18 protein-coding genes and 1 pseudogene are annotated in these 17203 nt (G+C 37.2%); 13 read left to right on the top strand and 6 right to left on the bottom strand.

All coding sequences use genetic code 11. The annotated features are described in order from the left end of the window. Nucleotides 1-23: 23 nt before the first annotated feature. The 3 genes from ACXKY9_RS21640 to ACXKY9_RS21630 form a co-directional block, all read right to left on the bottom strand. Nucleotides 24-671 carry an MOSC domain-containing protein gene (locus ACXKY9_RS21640; RefSeq protein WP_000510665.1) on the bottom strand — a complete coding sequence of 216 codons (648 nt, stop codon included), beginning with the start codon at nucleotides 669-671 and terminating at the stop codon, nucleotides 24-26. An 80-nt stretch (nucleotides 672-751) separates the two neighbouring features. Beyond that, on the bottom strand, nucleotides 752-1294 hold the full coding sequence (locus tag ACXKY9_RS21635) for a transcription repressor NadR (protein ID WP_000812272.1): 543 nt from the start codon (nucleotides 1292-1294) through the stop codon (nucleotides 752-754). Beyond that, on the bottom strand, nucleotides 1294-2436 hold the full coding sequence (locus ACXKY9_RS21630; RefSeq protein WP_000973772.1) for an IscS subfamily cysteine desulfurase: 1143 nt from the start codon (nucleotides 2434-2436) through the stop codon (nucleotides 1294-1296). The genes ACXKY9_RS21635 and ACXKY9_RS21630 overlap by 1 nt, the downstream gene beginning before the upstream one ends. A 152-nt stretch (nucleotides 2437-2588) precedes the next feature. Here ACXKY9_RS21630 and nadB point away from each other — a divergent pair, with 152 nt between their 5' ends. The 5 genes and pseudogenes from nadB to ACXKY9_RS21605 all read left to right on the top strand — a co-directional run bounded on the left by nadB (nucleotide 2589) and on the right by ACXKY9_RS21605 (nucleotide 9055). After that, on the top strand, nucleotides 2589-4118 hold the full coding sequence (nadB, locus tag ACXKY9_RS21625) for an L-aspartate oxidase (protein ID WP_001138529.1): 1530 nt from the start codon (nucleotides 2589-2591) through the stop codon (nucleotides 4116-4118). Between the two features lie 19 nt (nucleotides 4119-4137). Beyond that, nucleotides 4138-4971 (top strand): carboxylating nicotinate-nucleotide diphosphorylase, encoded by an 834-nt coding sequence (nadC, locus tag ACXKY9_RS21620; protein WP_001092208.1) that lies wholly within the window; start codon nucleotides 4138-4140, stop codon nucleotides 4969-4971. Nucleotides 4972-5001: 30 nt separating this feature from the next. Beyond that, nucleotides 5002-6108: a quinolinate synthase NadA gene (nadA, locus tag ACXKY9_RS21615; protein WP_000025344.1), complete on the top strand. Its 1107-nt coding sequence runs from the start codon at nucleotides 5002-5004 to the stop codon at nucleotides 6106-6108. Nucleotides 6109-6333: 225 nt separating this feature from the next. Further along, nucleotides 6334-6490 (top strand): annotated as a pseudogene (gene safA, locus ACXKY9_RS21610) (SafA/ExsA family spore coat assembly protein); the annotation flags it as partial. 1923 nt (nucleotides 6491-8413) lie between these two features. Next, the gene (locus ACXKY9_RS21605; protein ID WP_001093541.1) at nucleotides 8414-9055 is read left to right on the top strand and encodes a YhcN/YlaJ family sporulation lipoprotein; all 642 of its coding nucleotides are present in this window, start codon (nucleotides 8414-8416) and stop codon (nucleotides 9053-9055) included. Nucleotides 9056-9088: 33 nt separating this feature from the next. On the opposite strand, the gene ACXKY9_RS21600 is transcribed toward ACXKY9_RS21605, so the two are convergent. After that, entirely contained in the window at nucleotides 9089-9523 is a 435-nt protein-coding gene (locus ACXKY9_RS21600; RefSeq protein ID WP_000721242.1) for a hypothetical protein, read from the bottom strand. Nucleotides 9524-9954: 431 nt separating this feature from the next. On the opposite strand from ACXKY9_RS21600, the gene ACXKY9_RS21595 reads away from it, so the two are divergent. Then, nucleotides 9955-10485 (top strand): BofC C-terminal domain-containing protein, encoded by a 531-nt coding sequence (locus tag ACXKY9_RS21595; protein WP_000871169.1) that lies wholly within the window; start codon nucleotides 9955-9957, stop codon nucleotides 10483-10485. Between the two features lie 13 nt (nucleotides 10486-10498). Here the strand turns inward: ACXKY9_RS21595 and ACXKY9_RS21590 are convergent, their stop codons facing one another. Next, nucleotides 10499-11443: an iron-hydroxamate ABC transporter substrate-binding protein gene (locus ACXKY9_RS21590; protein ID WP_000823605.1), complete on the bottom strand. Its 945-nt coding sequence runs from the start codon at nucleotides 11441-11443 to the stop codon at nucleotides 10499-10501. A 188-nt stretch (nucleotides 11444-11631) separates the two neighbouring features. On the opposite strand from ACXKY9_RS21590, the gene ruvA reads away from it, so the two are divergent. From ruvA to yajC, 6 genes are read left to right on the top strand one after another with little or no spacing between them, the layout of a single operon-like run. Then, nucleotides 11632-12249: a Holliday junction DNA helicase RuvA gene (ruvA, locus tag ACXKY9_RS21585; protein WP_000464513.1), complete on the top strand. Its 618-nt coding sequence runs from the start codon at nucleotides 11632-11634 to the stop codon at nucleotides 12247-12249. A gap of 5 nt (nucleotides 12250-12254) precedes the next feature. After that, entirely contained in the window at nucleotides 12255-13256 is a 1002-nt protein-coding gene (gene ruvB, locus ACXKY9_RS21580) for a Holliday junction branch migration DNA helicase RuvB (protein WP_000344448.1), read from the top strand. Then, nucleotides 13253-13453, top strand: coding sequence for a DUF2905 domain-containing protein (locus ACXKY9_RS21575; RefSeq protein ID WP_000138162.1), 201 nt, complete (start codon nucleotides 13253-13255; stop codon nucleotides 13451-13453). Before ruvB ends, ACXKY9_RS21575 begins: the two co-directional genes overlap by 4 nt. A 19-nt stretch (nucleotides 13454-13472) precedes the next feature. After that, nucleotides 13473-14525 (top strand): tRNA preQ1(34) S-adenosylmethionine ribosyltransferase-isomerase QueA, encoded by a 1053-nt coding sequence (queA, locus tag ACXKY9_RS21570; protein WP_000354034.1) that lies wholly within the window; start codon nucleotides 13473-13475, stop codon nucleotides 14523-14525. Nucleotides 14526-14537: 12 nt separating this feature from the next. Then, on the top strand, nucleotides 14538-15677 hold the full coding sequence (gene tgt / locus ACXKY9_RS21565; protein ID WP_000125365.1) for a tRNA guanosine(34) transglycosylase Tgt: 1140 nt from the start codon (nucleotides 14538-14540) through the stop codon (nucleotides 15675-15677). Between the two features lie 27 nt (nucleotides 15678-15704). Then, nucleotides 15705-15965: a preprotein translocase subunit YajC gene (yajC, locus tag ACXKY9_RS21560; RefSeq protein ID WP_000991115.1), complete on the top strand. Its 261-nt coding sequence runs from the start codon at nucleotides 15705-15707 to the stop codon at nucleotides 15963-15965. 36 nt (nucleotides 15966-16001) lie between these two features. Here the strand turns inward: yajC and ACXKY9_RS21555 are convergent, their stop codons facing one another. Then, a complete protein-coding gene (locus tag ACXKY9_RS21555; RefSeq protein ID WP_000349150.1) occupies nucleotides 16002-16385 on the bottom strand; it encodes a TIGR04086 family membrane protein in 384 nt (127 codons plus the stop codon). A gap of 103 nt (nucleotides 16386-16488) precedes the next feature. Here ACXKY9_RS21555 and ACXKY9_RS21550 point away from each other — a divergent pair, with 103 nt between their 5' ends. Then, nucleotides 16489-17136, top strand: coding sequence for a DUF421 domain-containing protein (locus tag ACXKY9_RS21550; protein ID WP_000454818.1), 648 nt, complete (start codon nucleotides 16489-16491; stop codon nucleotides 17134-17136). Nucleotides 17137-17203 lie beyond the last annotated feature (67 nt).

Below are 17203 nucleotides of genomic sequence, written 5' to 3'. Positions count from 1 at the left end.
CCACCTGCAGAAGGTGGGATTCTTTATTTTAACTTCGCAAGACGATCTTCTAACTGACCACGCCAAATATCAGCTAGTTCTGGAACAGCAAGAATTTTTTCAATGCCATCTTTATCTTTTCTATTATGAAAATAAATTTCGTTAGAGAACAAGACAGAAACATTGCTCGGTTGACGTTCTAGTAATGTAATTTTAGAATCTTTACGTACAGTACCTTCTTGAAGAACGCGGCATAGGTAGCCTGTAAATCCAGTTGCTACAATGCGTGGCAGTATGCCAGGGATGCCAAGACGTTTTGAAATTGTGCTACAAGGTACTCTTGCTTGTGTCACTTGAATGATTGTTTCACCTAGTTGATATGTATCTCCGATGCAAACATCACGCTCTAACATATTTGTTACGGTAATGTTTTCGCCAAATGTGGAAGCTGGAAGCGTAGTTTGAAATTCCTCTTCCCATAGTGCGTAATGCTCGTGTGGGTACACACAAACAGCACGATCAGGACCGCCGTGATGTTTTAAATCCGCTACGTCATCACCAAGAAATCCGTCTTTTGAGAGAAAGGCCTCTTCTGTAGGATCTTTACATATACCTGTTATCATTTCTTTATCTTCGCCATATTTCATTTGTTTCGGTTTGCCAATGCTAAAGTGAACGAGTTCAATTCCCATGTTTGATCTCCTTTACGATTGATTACAATATTATAGCATTAAAAAAGCACAGAGGATGATAAAAAACTCTGTGCTTTACATTAATAAACGAGAAATCCTGCTTTATCTAACGCCTCACAAGCAGCATCTAACTTTTCTTTAGAATCTGCTTCAATTGTATGTAAGTGAATACCGTCTGTTAGTTGCGATAGATAGGAAGCATTTGTGTTTTCGATTTTTTGTAAATATTGCTCTACATCAAATCGATTACTTACCATAATTGATGCTGTTAAGTCGCCGTATACAGGATGCTCAACTTTTACATCTTTAATTGTAACGCCATGGTCAACAAGCATTGTAAGTTCTTGACGTACTTCTGCTGGTTTGTGCTGGCATACGATTACGCGTTCAAAAGCTTGTTGTTTCTCTTGTGGTTTTAAATATAAATAGCCTTGGGCAGTCGCAATAATTGGTTCGTTTCGTGCTTTAAGCAAGGAAATATCTTGCACGATAACTTGTCTACTTACGTTTGTCTTCTTCGATAGTTCATTCCCAGATAACGGCTCATTTGCAGCGAGAAGCCACTGAAGGATAAGCTGTCGTCTTTCTTCGCCTAAAATCTTTTTTTGTTCATTTTGTTTCATTATGATTTAACACCTCTATAAAATTGATTTCCAATTGTGTGTAGTGCATGAATAGTAGTATCAATTTGATCTTTCGTTGTTTGTTGTCCGAAAGAGAAGCGGACATATTGTTTGGCCTCTTCATACGTTTTTCCAATTGCAAGCATAGTTTTCGAAGGTTCTTGTTTACCGACTTGGCAAGCACTTCCGGTGGAAATGGCGATACCATGGCGATTACATTCTAACATAGTATATTGACCTTCTATTCCTTTTATTGTAACCCCAACAATATGTGGTAAACAAGAAGTAGAATGACCTTCTACTTCAATTTCTAGCGGAAGTGTTTGTATTTGCCCTAAAAAGTAGGAGCGTAACTCTTTAAAACGTAAACTTTCTTCCCATTGAGTTTTTAATATATTTTCAGCAGCTGTTAAAAAAGATGCGATGCCGGGAACGTTCACTGTACCTGGGCGAAATCCCTTTTCGTGAGAAGTTCCTGGAAATACTTGCTCCCAGCGCGATTGCGGATTTATGTAGCAAGCGCCGACACCTTTTGGTCCGTATATTTTATGTGCTGAAACAGAAAGACTATCAATCCCCATCTCAAAAACATGGATAGGCAGTTTACCAAACGTTTGCACACAATCCGTATGAAATAAAACATTATATTTTTTTAAAAGTGCCCCAATTTCTGTAATGTTTTGAACGGTTCCGATTTCAGAGTTTCCATGCTGTATACTTGCTAGCACAGTATCTTCTGTAATAGCTGCCTCTAAATCTACTAAACAAATGAGTCCATTTTTATCAACAGGAATTTCAGTGATCGTATAGCCTTTTGATTTTAGAGATTGAAAATAACTTCGAATGGATGCATGTTCCATAGGTGTCGTAATAATATGCTTCTTATTTTGGGCATTTAGAAGTGATTGGATCGCAAGATAGTTCGATTCCGATCCACCACTTGTGAAAAATACTCCTTGTTCTTTTCCTCCAATCATTTCCGCAAATGTTTTTCGGCAAACTTGTAATAAAGAAGAAGCCGTTCCTCCAATATCATGTAAGCTTTGTTCATTTCCGAAGTATTGCGACGCTGCTTTCATATATGTTTGTAACGCTTCCTCGCTCATAGGTGTAGTAGCTGCATAGTCAAGATATATCATCATGTAAGTTCCTCTCTCTAGTAAGAGTTACATTTCTTTTACTTTTTAAATGGTAGTGAAAATAAGAATTATAAAAAAACTCTTGTCATTATTTTAAAATTATGTAAATATAGGTGTCAAGACAGTTGAAAAGTGTAAAGTAGGAGGCAACAATTATGCCAAGCGCAGATGTCTTAATTATTGGAAGTGGCGTTGCGGCACTTCGTGTTGCAAAAGAGATTTGTCACGAAAAGAATGTGATTATTATCACAAAGGAGACGAAACGTAATAATAATACACATTTAGCTCAAGGTGGAATTGCCGCAGCGGTAGCTACATATGACAATCCTAATGATCATTTTGAAGATACATTAGTAGCAGGGTGTCATTATAACAATGAAGAAGTGGTCCGTTATTTAGTCGAGGAAGGACCGAAAGAAATTAATAACCTTATTGAGAATGGAATGAAATTTGATGGAGATGAAACAGGTCCTCATCTTGGAAAAGAAGGAGCGCATCGAAAACGTCGTATTTTACATGCAGGTGGCGATGCAACAGGAAAGAATTTATTAGAGCATCTTATTCAAGAAGTAGCTCCATACGTTACGGTAGTGGAACAGGAAATGGTGCTCGATTTTATTATAGAAAAAGATAAATGTGTTGGGGCTTTAACTCGCAACAATAAAGGAGAATTGAAACGTTACAATGCAGATTGTACGGTGTTAGCTTCAGGCGGTATTGGCGGTTTATACGCCTTTACTTCTAATGATGAGACGATTACAGGCGATGGACTTGCAATGGTGTACCGTGCAGGCGGAGAGCTTGTAGATTTAGAGTTTATACAATTTCATCCGACGATGTTATACGCGGGTGGGCGTTGTTCCGGCCTCGTGTCCGAAGCTGTTCGCGGAGAAGGAGCTGTCCTTATAAATGGAAAAGGGCAGCGTTTTATGATGGATATACATTCCGAACAGGATCTAGCACCTCGTGATGTAGTCGCACGGGCTATTCATGAACAGCTACTTGCGGGTGAAAAAGTGTACTTAAACATCGAAATGATTCAAAACTTTGAACAACGCTTTCCGACCGTGTCATCGATATGTAAAACAAATGGAGTCGATATAAATAAAAAACTTATTCCAGTCGTGCCTGGTACTCATTTTCACATGGGCGGCGTGAAAACGAACTGTGATGGAGAGACGTCTATTCCGAACTTATACGCAGTCGGTGAAGTAGCTTGTAACGGAGTTCATGGTGCAAATAGATTAGCTAGTAATTCATTATTAGAAGGTCTTGTGTTTGGAAAAAGAACCGGACGACACATTTTATCTAGAGAGACAAAAGAAAAGGTGAACATGCTAGCTGAAAAGGAACCAAAGTTCATCGTTCTGAATCATTTACCGACGAAAGAAGAAATACAAAAATGCATGATGAAATATGTTGGGATTGTGCGAACAGAGCAAAGTTTATCTTATGCGAAGAGATGGTTTAGTAAGTATGGTGTTCGAAATATGATATTACAACATGATGTTCTTACGAATGAAGAGATAACACTTATTAATATGTTAACGGCTTGTGAGCTTATAGTTGTGTCAGCCTTGCAAAGAGAAGAAAGTATTGGCGGGCATTACCGGAGTGATTATCCAGATAGAAATATAGGAAAGAAAGAGATTGTTCGAGTAAAGAGAAAATTACAACTTGTGTGATGAGGGGAAGAGAGGCTTTATGAACACGATAAAAGTTAAAGAAGCATTAAACCGATTTTTTTTAGAAGATATAGGAGAAAGAGATGTAACATCTCAGCTTATTTTTCCAGATAACTTGCTTTCGAAAGGAACGTTTCTTGCGAAGGATACAGGGGTCTTTGCAGGATGTTTAGTAATTGAATCAGGATTTAAATTAATTGATGAGAGAATTGAAATAGAGCTTCATAAAAAAGATGGGGATCTTGTAGAAAAAGGAGAAATTATTGCAACAGTGCAAGGTCCAATCGCATCGTTATTAACAGCAGAGCGCGTTATATTAAATGTTATTCAGCGTATGAGCGGAATAGCGACGATGACGCGTAAAGCGGTTCTTGCTTTAGATAGCAGTCATACTCGCATTTGTGATACACGAAAAACGATGCCAGGACTACGTATGTTTGATAAGTATGGAGTCGTGTGCGGCGGTGGATTTAATCATCGCTTCGGTTTATATGATGGTGTCATGATTAAAGACAATCATATTGCGTTTGCTGGTTCTATTACAAAAGCTGTTACATCAGTGAAAGAAAAGTTAGGACATATGGTGAAAGTAGAAGTAGAAACAGAAACTGAGGAACAGGTGAGAGAGGCTGTTGCTGCTGGTGCGGATATTATTATGTTCGATAATCGTACGCCAGATGAAATCCGGGAGTTTTCAAAAATTGTACCAAGCGCTATCGTTACAGAAGCTTCAGGGGGCATTACAATTAAAGATTTATCAAAATACGGAAAAACAGGGGTAGATTATATTTCACTTGGAGCGTTAACACATTCAGTGAAAGCACTTGATATTAGTTTCAATATTGAAGAGTAAGGAAAGTGGCTTAGAGGGGGAGAAACGTATATGAGTATTTTAGAACAAGTACAGTCAATTGAAACGATGTTACCAGAGCGTTATTACACGATGTCAACGGAAGATATGGAAAAGCGTGTTCGTGAAATTAAAGAGAAAATGGGGAAAATGTTATTCATTCCAGGGCATCATTATCAAAAAGATGAAGTGGTACAATTTTCAGATGCAGCAGGGGATTCACTTCAGCTTGCGCAAGTTGCAGCGAGCAATAAAGATGCAAAATATATTGTGTTTTGCGGGGTGCACTTTATGGCGGAAACAGCAGATATGTTAACTACAGATGATCAAGTTGTCATCTTACCAGATATGCGTGCAGGTTGTTCGATGGCGGATATGGCAGATATTGAACAAACAGAAAGAGCATGGAAAGAGCTCACGAAATTATTTGGAGATACGATGATTCCGTTAACATATGTGAACTCTACAGCTGCAATTAAAGCGTTTTGTGGTCGTAACGGAGGAGCAACAGTAACTTCTTCTAATGCAAAGCAAATGGTATCTTGGGCGTTTACTCAAAAAGAACGTCTCGTCTTTTTACCAGACCAACATTTAGGGAGAAATACAGCGCACAATCTAGGTATCCCGTTAGATAAAATGGCAGTATGGGACCCACACACAGATTCATTAGAGTACGATGGGGATATAGAAGAAATTCAAGTGATTTTATGGAAAGGACATTGTTCTGTTCATCAAAATTTTACAGTGAAGAATATTGAGAGTGTACGAAAAAATCATTCTAATATGAATATTATTGTACATCCAGAATGTTGCTATGAAGTTGTAGCTGCTTCAGATTATGCAGGCTCAACGAAATATATTATTGATATGATTGAATCAGCGCCATCTAGTAGCAAATGGGCGATTGGTACAGAAATGAATTTAGTAAATCGAATTATTAAGCAACATCCAGATAAAGAAATTGTTTCGCTTAATCCATTTATGTGTCCGTGCTTAACGATGAATCGAATTGATCTGCCTCACTTATTATGGACACTTGAAACGATAGAAAGAGGAGAAGAAATTAACGTTATTAGCGTAGACAAACAAGTAACGGCAGAAGCAGTTCTTGCATTAAATCGTATGTTAGAGCGTGTGTAAAGCAACGGTATTCCCGTTGCTTTTTTTCATACATATAATCATAACGAGAACGAAATGGGCATACATTGTTTTGAAGAAATCATTGTGGTTCTTTATGCTTATTCCACTTCGAATGATATTGAAAATCGAAGAAGTGATAAAAGTGAAAAGAAGTTAATGTTATTTAGAAAGAGTTACTTCAAGAGATTTGTTACTTATAGATAAGTTATACAGGAGGGGGAAAATTTGAAAATTCATATCGTGCAAAAAGGGGATACCCTTTGGAAAATTGCGAAAAAGTACGGAGTGGATTTTGACACGTTGAAAAAAACAAATACACAACTTAGTAATCCAGATTTAATCATGCCAGGTATGAAAATTAAAGTGCCATCAAAGAGTGTTCACATGAAACAACAGGCTGGAGCAGGTTCAGCGCCTCCAAAGCAATACGTAAAAGAAGTGCAGCAAAAAGAATTTGCAGCAACACCAACTCCGCTTGGAATAGAAGATGAGGAAGAAGTTACGTATCAATCAGCACCAATTACACAGCAGCCAGCTATGCAACAAACACAAAAAGAAGTGCAAGTAAAACCGCAGAAAGAGCTGCAAGTAAAGCCACAAAAAGAAGTACAGGTGAAACCACAGAAGGAGATGCAGGTAAAGCCGCAAAAAGAAGTACAGGTGAAACCGCAAAAAGAGGTGCAAAAAGAACAGCCAATTCAAAAAGAAAAACCGTCTGTTATTCAAAAACCACCTGTGATAGAAAAACAAAAACCGGCGGAAAAAGAAAACACGAAGTTTTCGGTAAATGTATTACCGCAGCCGCCACAACCACCAATAAAACCGAAAAAAGAATATAAAATTTCAGATGTAATAAAAAAAGGAAGCGAGTTAATTGCTCCTCAAATTAGTAAAATGAAACCTAACAATATCATTTCTCCGCAAACGAAAAAAAATAATATAATATCGCCGCAAGTGAAAAAAGAAAATGTAGGGAATATAGTGTCGCCGCAAGTGAAAAAAGAAAATGTAGGGAATATAGTGTCGCCGCAAGTGAAGAAAGAGAATGTAGGGAATATAGTGTCACCACAAGTGAAAAAAGAAAATGTAGGAAATATAGTGTCGCCGCAAGTGAAAAAAGAAAATGTAGGAAATATAGTGTCGCCGCAAGTGAAAAAAGAAAATGTAGGGAATATAGTGTCACCACAAGTGAAGAAAGAGAATGTAGGAAATATAGTGTCACCACAAGTGAAGAAAGAGAATGTAGGAAATATAGTGTCACCACAAGTGAAGAAAGAGAATGTAGGAAATATAGTATCGCCAAATGTATCGAAAGAAAATGTAGTTATTCCACAAGTCATACCGCCAAATATTCAAATGCCAAATATAATGCCAATCATGGATAACAACCAACCACCGAATATAATGCCAATTATGGATAACAATCAAATGCCGAATATGATGCCAATTATGGATAACAATCAACCACCGAATATGATGCCAATCATGGATAACAATCAAATGCCGAATATGATGCCAATTATGGATAACAATCAAATGCCGAATATAATGCCAATTATGGATAATAACCAAATGCCGAATATGATGCCAATCATGGATAACAATCAAATGCCGAATATGATGCCAATTATGGATAACAATCAAATGCCGAATATGATGCCAATCATGGATAACAATCAAATGCCGAATATAATGCCAATTATGGATAACAATCAAATGCCGAATATGATGCCGAGTATGGATAACAATCAACCACCAAATATGATGCCCTATCAAATGCCCATGATGCCGCCGAATCCGTATTATCAACAACCAAATCCATATCAAATGCCATATCAGCAAGGAGCGCCGTTTGGACCGCAACATACGTCTATGCCAAACCCGAATATGATGCCAATGGATAATAACATGCCGCCGCTTGTGCAGGGTGAGGAAGATTGTGGATGCGGAGGAGAAAGTAGACTATATAGTCCACAACCAGGCGGTCCGCAATATGCGAATCCTTTATATTATCAACCAACTCAGTCTGCATATGCACCACAGCCAGGAACGATGTATTATCAACCAGATCCACCAAATGTATTTGGAGAGCCCGTTTCAGAAGAAGAGGACGAAGAAGAAGTTTAAAAAGGCGGGAGTATTCCCGCCTTTTTTGCATTCCTGTTAATTAAGAAAAGGCAGTTTTTTTATGAAGTGCTAGAAAATTCCCAGTGAAATATTAACAGTGTAAAAACCTTCTCTGTTACTCATCATAAGAGGGAGCTTTTCAGTAGAGAAGCTCATTCTAACAGAGGGGGTTTTTGTATTGAATACGAAAGTAAAAGTGATTGCTGCTTCTTTGTTAGTTACTAGTGCATTAGCTGCATGTGGTACACCAAAAAACAATGCAATGGATGGACGTAACTACAATTACGAGCGTACATCTTATAATGATACACACCAGTATCGTGATAATGTGACGCGTAATGATCGTTATACAGATTATGTAACATATAGAAATGGTCGTAACGATACAGGATACAATTATTACCGTGATGTAAATTACAATGGACAAATTGCTAATCCGCATCCAACTCGTAATATTACAATGAACAATTCATACATTAACAATGATGGTAAAACAGCTGAAAGAATAACAAATCGTGTGAAACGTATGAATAACGTAGACCGTGTGTCTACAGTTGTATATGGAAACGATGTAGCGATTGCGGTAAAACCACGTAACACAGTGACAAATGAAACGGCGATGGCGAACGAAATTCGTCAAGCTGTTGCAAATGAAGTTGGAAACAGAAACGTATATGTTTCTGTAAGAAATGATATGTTTACTCGTGTCGATGCAATGAGTACGCGTCTACGTAACGGTACAGTTACAAACGATTTTAATCGTGATATAGGAAATATGTTCAGAGACATTCGTTACGGTTTAACTGGTACAGTGCGATAGCAAAACAAAAGAGGAAGGGGGAGCCCTTCCTCTTTATTCATTTTCGTCTTGTAAACGACGTTTTTTAATAAAATAACTAACGGAATAAGAACCTAAAAAGCATATGAAGAGAATACCACCTGTTAAAATAGCTTCAAATAGGGGGCTTTCTGGACTGAAAATGATATAAATAATAGCCATAACGATTCCTACAATAAGAGAGCGTAAAACAATTTTGTAATAAGGAGTTAATTTTATCTCCTTTTCACTTTCTTCTACATCAATTGAAACACTTAACTGTAAATAACTAAGGATTATACTCGTAAGAATAAATACTAGCCATAATGGAGATTTCGTAATTTGATCTATTCCTTCAGTGAATCCGATATAGCCTAAAATACCGATTATACCAAGTGATTGAAAAAGAAAAGCAATACGTACGTTTTTTAACGTTTGCAGAATGAGACGTTCATCCTTTATTTTTTTCACACTACCCATCTCCTGTTTATTATGATTTCGCTGTTACATTAATTGTAACATATACATTACATTTATCAATTTATAATTTACATATAATTTGTTTAGATGAAAGAGGAAATAAAATATTTTTATAAACATGTTGCACTTATACTTTATTAATGTTATATTAGCAAAGCGATGAGCTAATTTACGTAAGACGAGAGATATGCTTAAGTGCTAAACACGCGAATGTGGTCGCCTGGTCTCTCGCCGTAAACGCATCAAGACGCCTGCTTTGCAGGCGTCTTTCATTTTATATAAAAGTAAATGATACATGCAGATGAGGTGAATCCTTATCTGCATTTTTTATATTTTCGAAAGAAATATAATATGGATAAAACCCCCATTTCCGGAAAAACTACTAATGAAAGTATGATCTTGCCTAAAAGAGGTGAACGGAAATGAAATGGATACTGATTGCGATGCAAGCTTTCGTTATAATGTTTTGTTTCGTTTATGAAACGAATGTGAAGGCGGAAGGGCCAGTACCAGAAGTGACGAAAAAAGAACCTGAGGTTACAATTTTATTAGAGCGTATGTATGTTGATGGCGAAGTAAGCGAAGAAATACTTACAGAAAAAGTGACGGATTTAGAAAAGTTTTTACAGCAGTATAAAGAATGGCAGCTCGTTGATCGTGATGATGTACAAATTGTATTGCAAAAGAAAGTTGATGATATTTCTCCGTTATTGAAAACGAGCGGGTATTTTGGTGTTTCAGAGGAAGGGATATTACAAATTTTCAAAGGTGTGCCAAAAAATGATAATGCGATCCATTCTTTCTTTCAAATTGATATGAAAAAGCTTGAGAGCTATGAACGTGCGAAATTGAAACGTGGCATTCGTATTAAATCAAAAGAAGGTTTTGTGAAGACGATTGAAAAAATGAAGCAATACGCAGTTCAAAGTAAGAAAAAAAGCAGCTCATGGTGAGCTGCTTTTTTTCTTATTTATTTTTAGCTAAAATTTCTTTTGCGATTTCATCAATTAGCATATCTTTTCCGATTGGATTGAATGCTTTCGTATTGAAGACTTCATTTAATACTTCATATACGTGATTATTTTTAACTGCTTTATTGTCTTTCCAAACGGCACTGTTTTTGTAGTCTTCGTAAACTTTATCAGCTTCGCCGCCGAAGTTTACAATAAACATTTGGTCAGGCTGGAATGCAACTAGACCTTCTAGTGATACTTGCGCCATCGTTTGTTTTAAATCCGTACCTTTTGTTGCTGGAAGTTTTAAGTCATTAAAGATGATGTCACCGTATCCGAAGCTACCGTATACACGGAAGTTTTGTGGTGTAACTGCAACGAACATAAAGTTCTCATCTTTTGTTTTCTCTTTAATTTTTTTAGATAAAGAGTCTGCTTTCTTATCGTAGTCTGCAATCCATTTGTCTGCTTTCTTCTCTTCGTCAAATAGCTTACCTACTTCTTTAAACTTACCACGCCAGTCTTCTAAGTTTGTTTCTAGAACAACTGTAGGTGCAACCTTTTCTAGTTGATCATAAATTTTTAATTGCCGGTTGTTTAAAATAATTAAGTCTGGTTTTAAAGCAGTAACAGCTTCTAAATCAACTTTAGGTGCCCAGTACCAACCTACTGCTTTTACTCCATCTAACTTGTCTGTTAAGTGATTTTGGATTTTATCTTTATATGTATTTGCTGTACCAACAGGTTTATGTCCAAGAAGTAATAGTTCTTCTGTTGATCCAGATAAGTCAACAATTCTCTTTGGATTTACTGGAATTGTAGCTTCACCTTTAGCATGTTTTACAACTTTTGTTTTCGGTTGTTCTTTTGCTTTCGATTCTTCTTTTTGAGAAGAACAGCCAACGATAGAAAGAACAACAAGCATAATAGTAAATAAAATAAATAGCTTACGTTTCATCCTGATGTAACCCCTTTAATTAGTATTGATAATCATTATCGACTTCTGTATATTAAGGTGCTTTAACCTTTCTGTCAATGGAAAATAACAGAAGTTTCAAGTGGAGAACATTTGTTGGGGCAGTCTCGCTTTTCTATCATTAAATATGTTAAAATGGAATACATGATTTAAGAGGGAGAGATCGTATTTTGTTTGAATATGTTACAGGTTACGTGGAGTATGTAGGGCCGGAATATGTCGTAATTGATCATAATGGAATTGGTTATCAAATTTTCACACCAAATCCGTATGTATTTCAAAGAAGTAAGCAAGAAATCCGTGTCTATACATATCATTATGTGAGAGAAGATATTATGGCACTTTACGGTTTTAAAACACGTGAAGAGCGTTTATTATTTACAAAGTTGTTAGGCGTGTCTGGCATTGGGCCAAAAGGCGCTCTTGCAATTTTAGCTTCTGGTCAAACAGGACAGGTCGTTCAAGCGATTGAGCATGAAGATGAGAAGTTTTTAGTGAAATTCCCAGGCGTCGGAAAGAAAACAGCACGCCAAATGATTTTAGATTTAAAAGGAAAACTAGCAGATGTCGTACCAGATGCATTTGTTGATTTATTCTCAGACACAGAACGTTTTGATGAGAATAAAGGTTCATCAGCTGAGCTTGATGAGGCACTGGAAGCTCTGCGCGCACTTGGATACGCAGAACGCGAAGTTTCTCGTGTTGTACCAGAGTTATTAAAAGAAGCATTAACGACGGATCAGTATATTAAAAAGGCACTTAGTCTTTTACTAAATGGTAAGAGGTGAGTATAATGGACGAACGTCTCCTTTCAGGGGAATCTGCATATGAAGATGCGGATTTAGAATATTCATTACGGCCACAGACGCTCCGTCAGTATATTGGCCAAGATAAAGCGAAACATAATTTAGAAGTATTTATTGAAGCGGCGAAAATGCGTGAAGAAACGTTAGATCACGTGCTTTTATATGGACCACCAGGTCTTGGTAAAACGACGCTTGCGAATATTATTGCCAATGAGATGGGCGTTAATGTTAGAACAACTTCAGGTCCCGCAATTGAAAGACCAGGAGATTTAGCTGCTGTATTAACAGCGCTTCAGCCAGGTGATGTATTATTTATTGATGAAATTCATCGTTTGCATAGATCAATTGAAGAAGTATTGTATCCTGCGATGGAAGACTTTTGCCTTGATATTGTAATTGGAAAAGGGCCTTCAGCACGTTCTGTACGCCTAGATTTACCGCCATTTACATTAGTTGGAGCAACGACACGTGCTGGAGCATTATCGGCACCGCTTCGTGACCGCTTCGGTGTACTTTCAAGGTTAGAGTACTACACAGTAGATCAGCTTTCTGCGATTGTTGAACGTACAGCAGAAGTATTTGAAGTTGAAATCGATTCGTTAGCTGCATTAGAAATTGCAAGACGTGCTCGTGGTACACCTCGTATTGCGAATCGTCTTTTAAGACGTGTACGTGATTTCGCACAAGTTCGTGGTAATGGAACGGTTACGATGGAAATTACACAAATGGCATTAGAGCTACTGCAAGTAGATAAATTAGGTCTAGATCATATTGATCATAAATTACTGCTTGGTATTATTGAGAAATTCCGTGGCGGTCCAGTTGGATTAGAAACGGTTTCAGCAACAATTGGAGAAGAATCTCATACGATTGAAGATGTGTATGAGCCGTATTTATTACAAATTGGCTTTTTACAACGAACGCCGAGGGGCCGAATTGTAACGCCGCTTGCGTATGAACATTTCGAAATGGAGATACCAAAAGTATGACGGAGATGCCAAAGCTGCTTATTACAGCCGGGATCTTACTCATCGTTGTTGGATTAGCTTGGAAGTTCATTGGAAGGCTTCCAGGCGATATTTTTGTGAAAAAAGGAAACGTTACCTTTTATTTTCCTATCATTACATGTATTGTGTTAAGTATTGTATTATCTTTTATTATGTATATAATAAATCGATTTAAATAAGAAATAGGTGGATATAGCTATGGATATAAATCTGTTTGATTTTCATTTACCAGAAGAACTTATTGCACAAGTCCCGTTAGAAGAGCGTGAAACATCAAGATTAATGGTGTTAGACCGTGAAACAGGTGATATTGAGCATAAACATTTTACGGACATTCTTTCTTACTTACATGAGGGGGATTGCTTAGTTTTAAATGAAACGAAAGTTATGCCTGCTCGTTTGCACGGTGTGAAAGAAGATACAGGCGCGCACATTGAAGTACTTCTTTTAAAACAAGAAGAAGGTGATAAGTGGGAAACGCTTGTAAAGCCAGCGAAACGTGTAAAAGAAGGAACTGTTATCTCTTTTGGCGAAGGGAAATTAAAAGCAACTTGCACAGGAACTGCAGATCAAGGTGGACGTCAGCTTGAATTTTCATATGACGGCATCTTCTATGAAATTTTAGATGAACTTGGGGAAATGCCACTTCCTCCATATATTAAAGAGACGCTAGAAGATCGCGATCGCTATCAAACAGTATATGCGAAAGAAATCGGTTCAGCAGCAGCGCCGACTGCGGGACTTCACTTTACAGAAGAGTTACTTGAGAAGTTAAAGCAAAAAGGCGTTCAGTTAGCATTCATTACACTTCACGTAGGACTTGGAACATTTAGACCAGTTTCTGCAGACACGATTGAAGAACACCATATGCACGCAGAATATTATCATATGTCTGAAGAGACAGCGGCATTATTAAATCGTGTGAAAGAGAATGGTGGACGTATTATTACTGTAGGTACGACATCAACTCGTACGTTAGAAACAATTGCAACAGATCATGAAGGTAAGCTTTGCGCCGCTTCTGGATGGACAGATATTTTCATGTATCCGGGATATGAATTTAAAGCAATTGATGGTTTAATTACAAACTTCCATTTACCGAAATCAACATTAATTATGCTTGTAAGTGCATTTGCAAATAGAGATAATGTACTTCATGCTTATAATGAAGCAGTAAAAGAAAAATATCGTTTCTTTAGCTTCGGTGATGCAATGTTTGTTGCATCTCACGCTAAAATGAGAAACAAATAAAAGGAGTAAGTTATGACAGCAATTCGTTATGAATTTATTAAGACATGTAAACAAACGGGTGCCCGTTTAGGTCGTGTGCATACGCCGCACGGTTCATTTGATACACCAACATTTATGCCAGTTGGTACACTTGCAACAGTTAAGACAATGTCACCAGAAGAATTAAAAGCAATGGATTCTGGCATTATTTTAAGTAATACGTATCATTTATGGCTACGTCCAGGTCATGAAATTATTCGTGAAGCAGGCGGCTTGCATAAATTTATGAACTGGGATCGTGCAATCTTAACAGACTCTGGTGGTTTCCAAGTATTCAGTTTAAGTGACTTCCGTCGTATTGAAGAGGAAGGCGTTCACTTCCGCAATCACTTAAATGGAGATAAATTATTCTTATCACCAGAAAAAGCGATGGAAATCCAAAATGCATTAGGTTCAGATATTATGATGGCATTTGATGAGTGTCCACCATTCCCAGCTACTTTTGAATATATGAAGAAATCTGTAGAGCGTACGAGCCGCTGGGCAGAACGTTGCTTAAAAGCGCATGAACGTCCGCAAGATCAAGGTTTATTCGGTATTGTACAGGGGGGAGAGTACGAAGAGCTTCGTCGTCAAAGTGCGAAAGATCTTGTTTCAATGGACTTCCCTGGTTACGCTGTAGGTGGTTTATCTGTAGGCGAACCGAAAGATATTATGAACCGTGTACTTGAGTTTACAACACCACTTCTTCCAGATAATAAGCCTCGTTACTTAATGGGTGTAGGTTCTCCTGACTCGTTAATCGATGGCGCAATTCGTGGTATTGATATGTTTGACTGCGTACTTCCAACTCGTATCGCTCGAAATGGTACATGTATGACAAGTGAAGGTCGCCTCGTTGTAAAAAATGCGAAATTCGCAAGAGACTTCGGTCCGCTTGATCCAAACTGTGATTGCTACACATGTAAAAACTACTCTCGTGCGTACATTCGTCACTTAATGAAATGTGATGAAACGTTCGGAATTCGTTTAACGTCTTATCACAACCTTCATTTTCTGTTAAACTTAATGGAGCAGGTGAGACAAGCTATTCGTGAAGACCGTCTTGGCGATTTCCGCGAAGAGTTCTTTGAACAGTATGGCTTTAATAAACCGAATGCTAAAAACTTCTAATACATAATTTAAAAGGAGGAACAAAAGATGAATGCAGGTATGATGAATATCGTTATGATCGTTGCGATGTTTGCGATTTTCTATTTCTTATTAATTCGCCCGCAACAAAAACGTCAAAAAGCAGTTGCTCAAATGCAAAGTGAGTTAGCAAAAGGTGATGCTATCGTAACAATCGGTGGTTTACACGGTACAATCGAATCAGTAGATGAGACGAAAATTGTTATTAAATCTGGTGGTTCACACTTAACGTTCGATCGCAATGCGATTCGTGAAGTTGTGAAAAACTAATTTGGAAGGCCCTGCATGAAATATGCAGGGCCTTTTTTAGTTACTTTGCTTTGACATATTTACACCGAAAATACCACCGAGTGTACTCGCCCCCATTAATGCTAATTGATAAAGTAATTGTGAGTTCGATAAAGTTTGAGAAAAGCCTAAATAGTTAACTAGAAAAACGAGTATAGTGAACGTGAGACCTGTTGTGAGACCTACTAGCCAACCTTTTCCTTGAGCCTTTTTGCCGGCAGTAAATCCAGACATAAGCATAGATAAAAGAGCGAGTATAAAAATAGTAACGGTTAATGTCCCTTCGTTTATATTCGTAAACTTTAATAAAAGAGCCATAATCATACTAGTAATAGATGCGAGAATTAGTAGTGTAACAATACCGAAGCCAATTGCAGTTGATAATTTTTTCGTTCCATCCATTTATGCATTCCCCCTTTTTAATACAAGCATATTTTCCTTTTGTCTAAGTTAGACTAGTTTCTTTTTTATAGGGGAGTCTATACGTAAAAAAGGAGATGTAGAAATGGAATGGATATCAATAATTGGACGGACAATGCTTTTGTATATCATCATCTTAATTATTTTTCGTCTTATGGGTAAACGTGAGATAGGAGAGCTAAGTGTATTAGATTTAGTCGTATTTATTATGCTTGGAGAAATGGCTGTAGTGGCAATTGAAAATACCGATAAATCACTTTGGCATCAATTAGTTCCGATGACTTTTCTTATGTGCATCCAAATTATTTTGTCAGTCATTTCCCTAAAGTATCAACGCTTTCGGCATTTAATAGAAGGTGAGCCGGCTATTCTTGTAAACGCGGGAAAGATTGATGAAAAGAAGATGAGAAAGCAACGTTATAATATAGATGATTTAATGATGCAATTAAGGGAACAAGGAGTTGGAGATATTCGGGATGTAGAATATGCTATTTTGGAACCGTCTGGGAAGTTATCTGTCTTTCAAAAACAAAAAAATAAACAAGATACATTGCAGTTTACGCTTCCTCTTATTATTGATGGAGAAATTCAATCTAGTCATTTACAAATGATTGAACATACAGATGCATGGCTTATTGAGAAATTAAAAAACTTAGGTTATAACGATGTAACACAAATTTTATACTGTAGTTTTCAAAACGGAAAATTTTTTGTTGATGTAAAAGAAAATTAGAGACTTATTCTTTGAAAGAGTAAGAATGATTAGTGTAACTAATAATCAGTGGAGATTACCCCACTGA

The organism is Bacillus sp. 2175, assembly GCF_057812155.1.
Note: the sequence above shows the minus strand (reverse complement) of the source record. Positions and strands in the feature narration are given on the sequence as shown.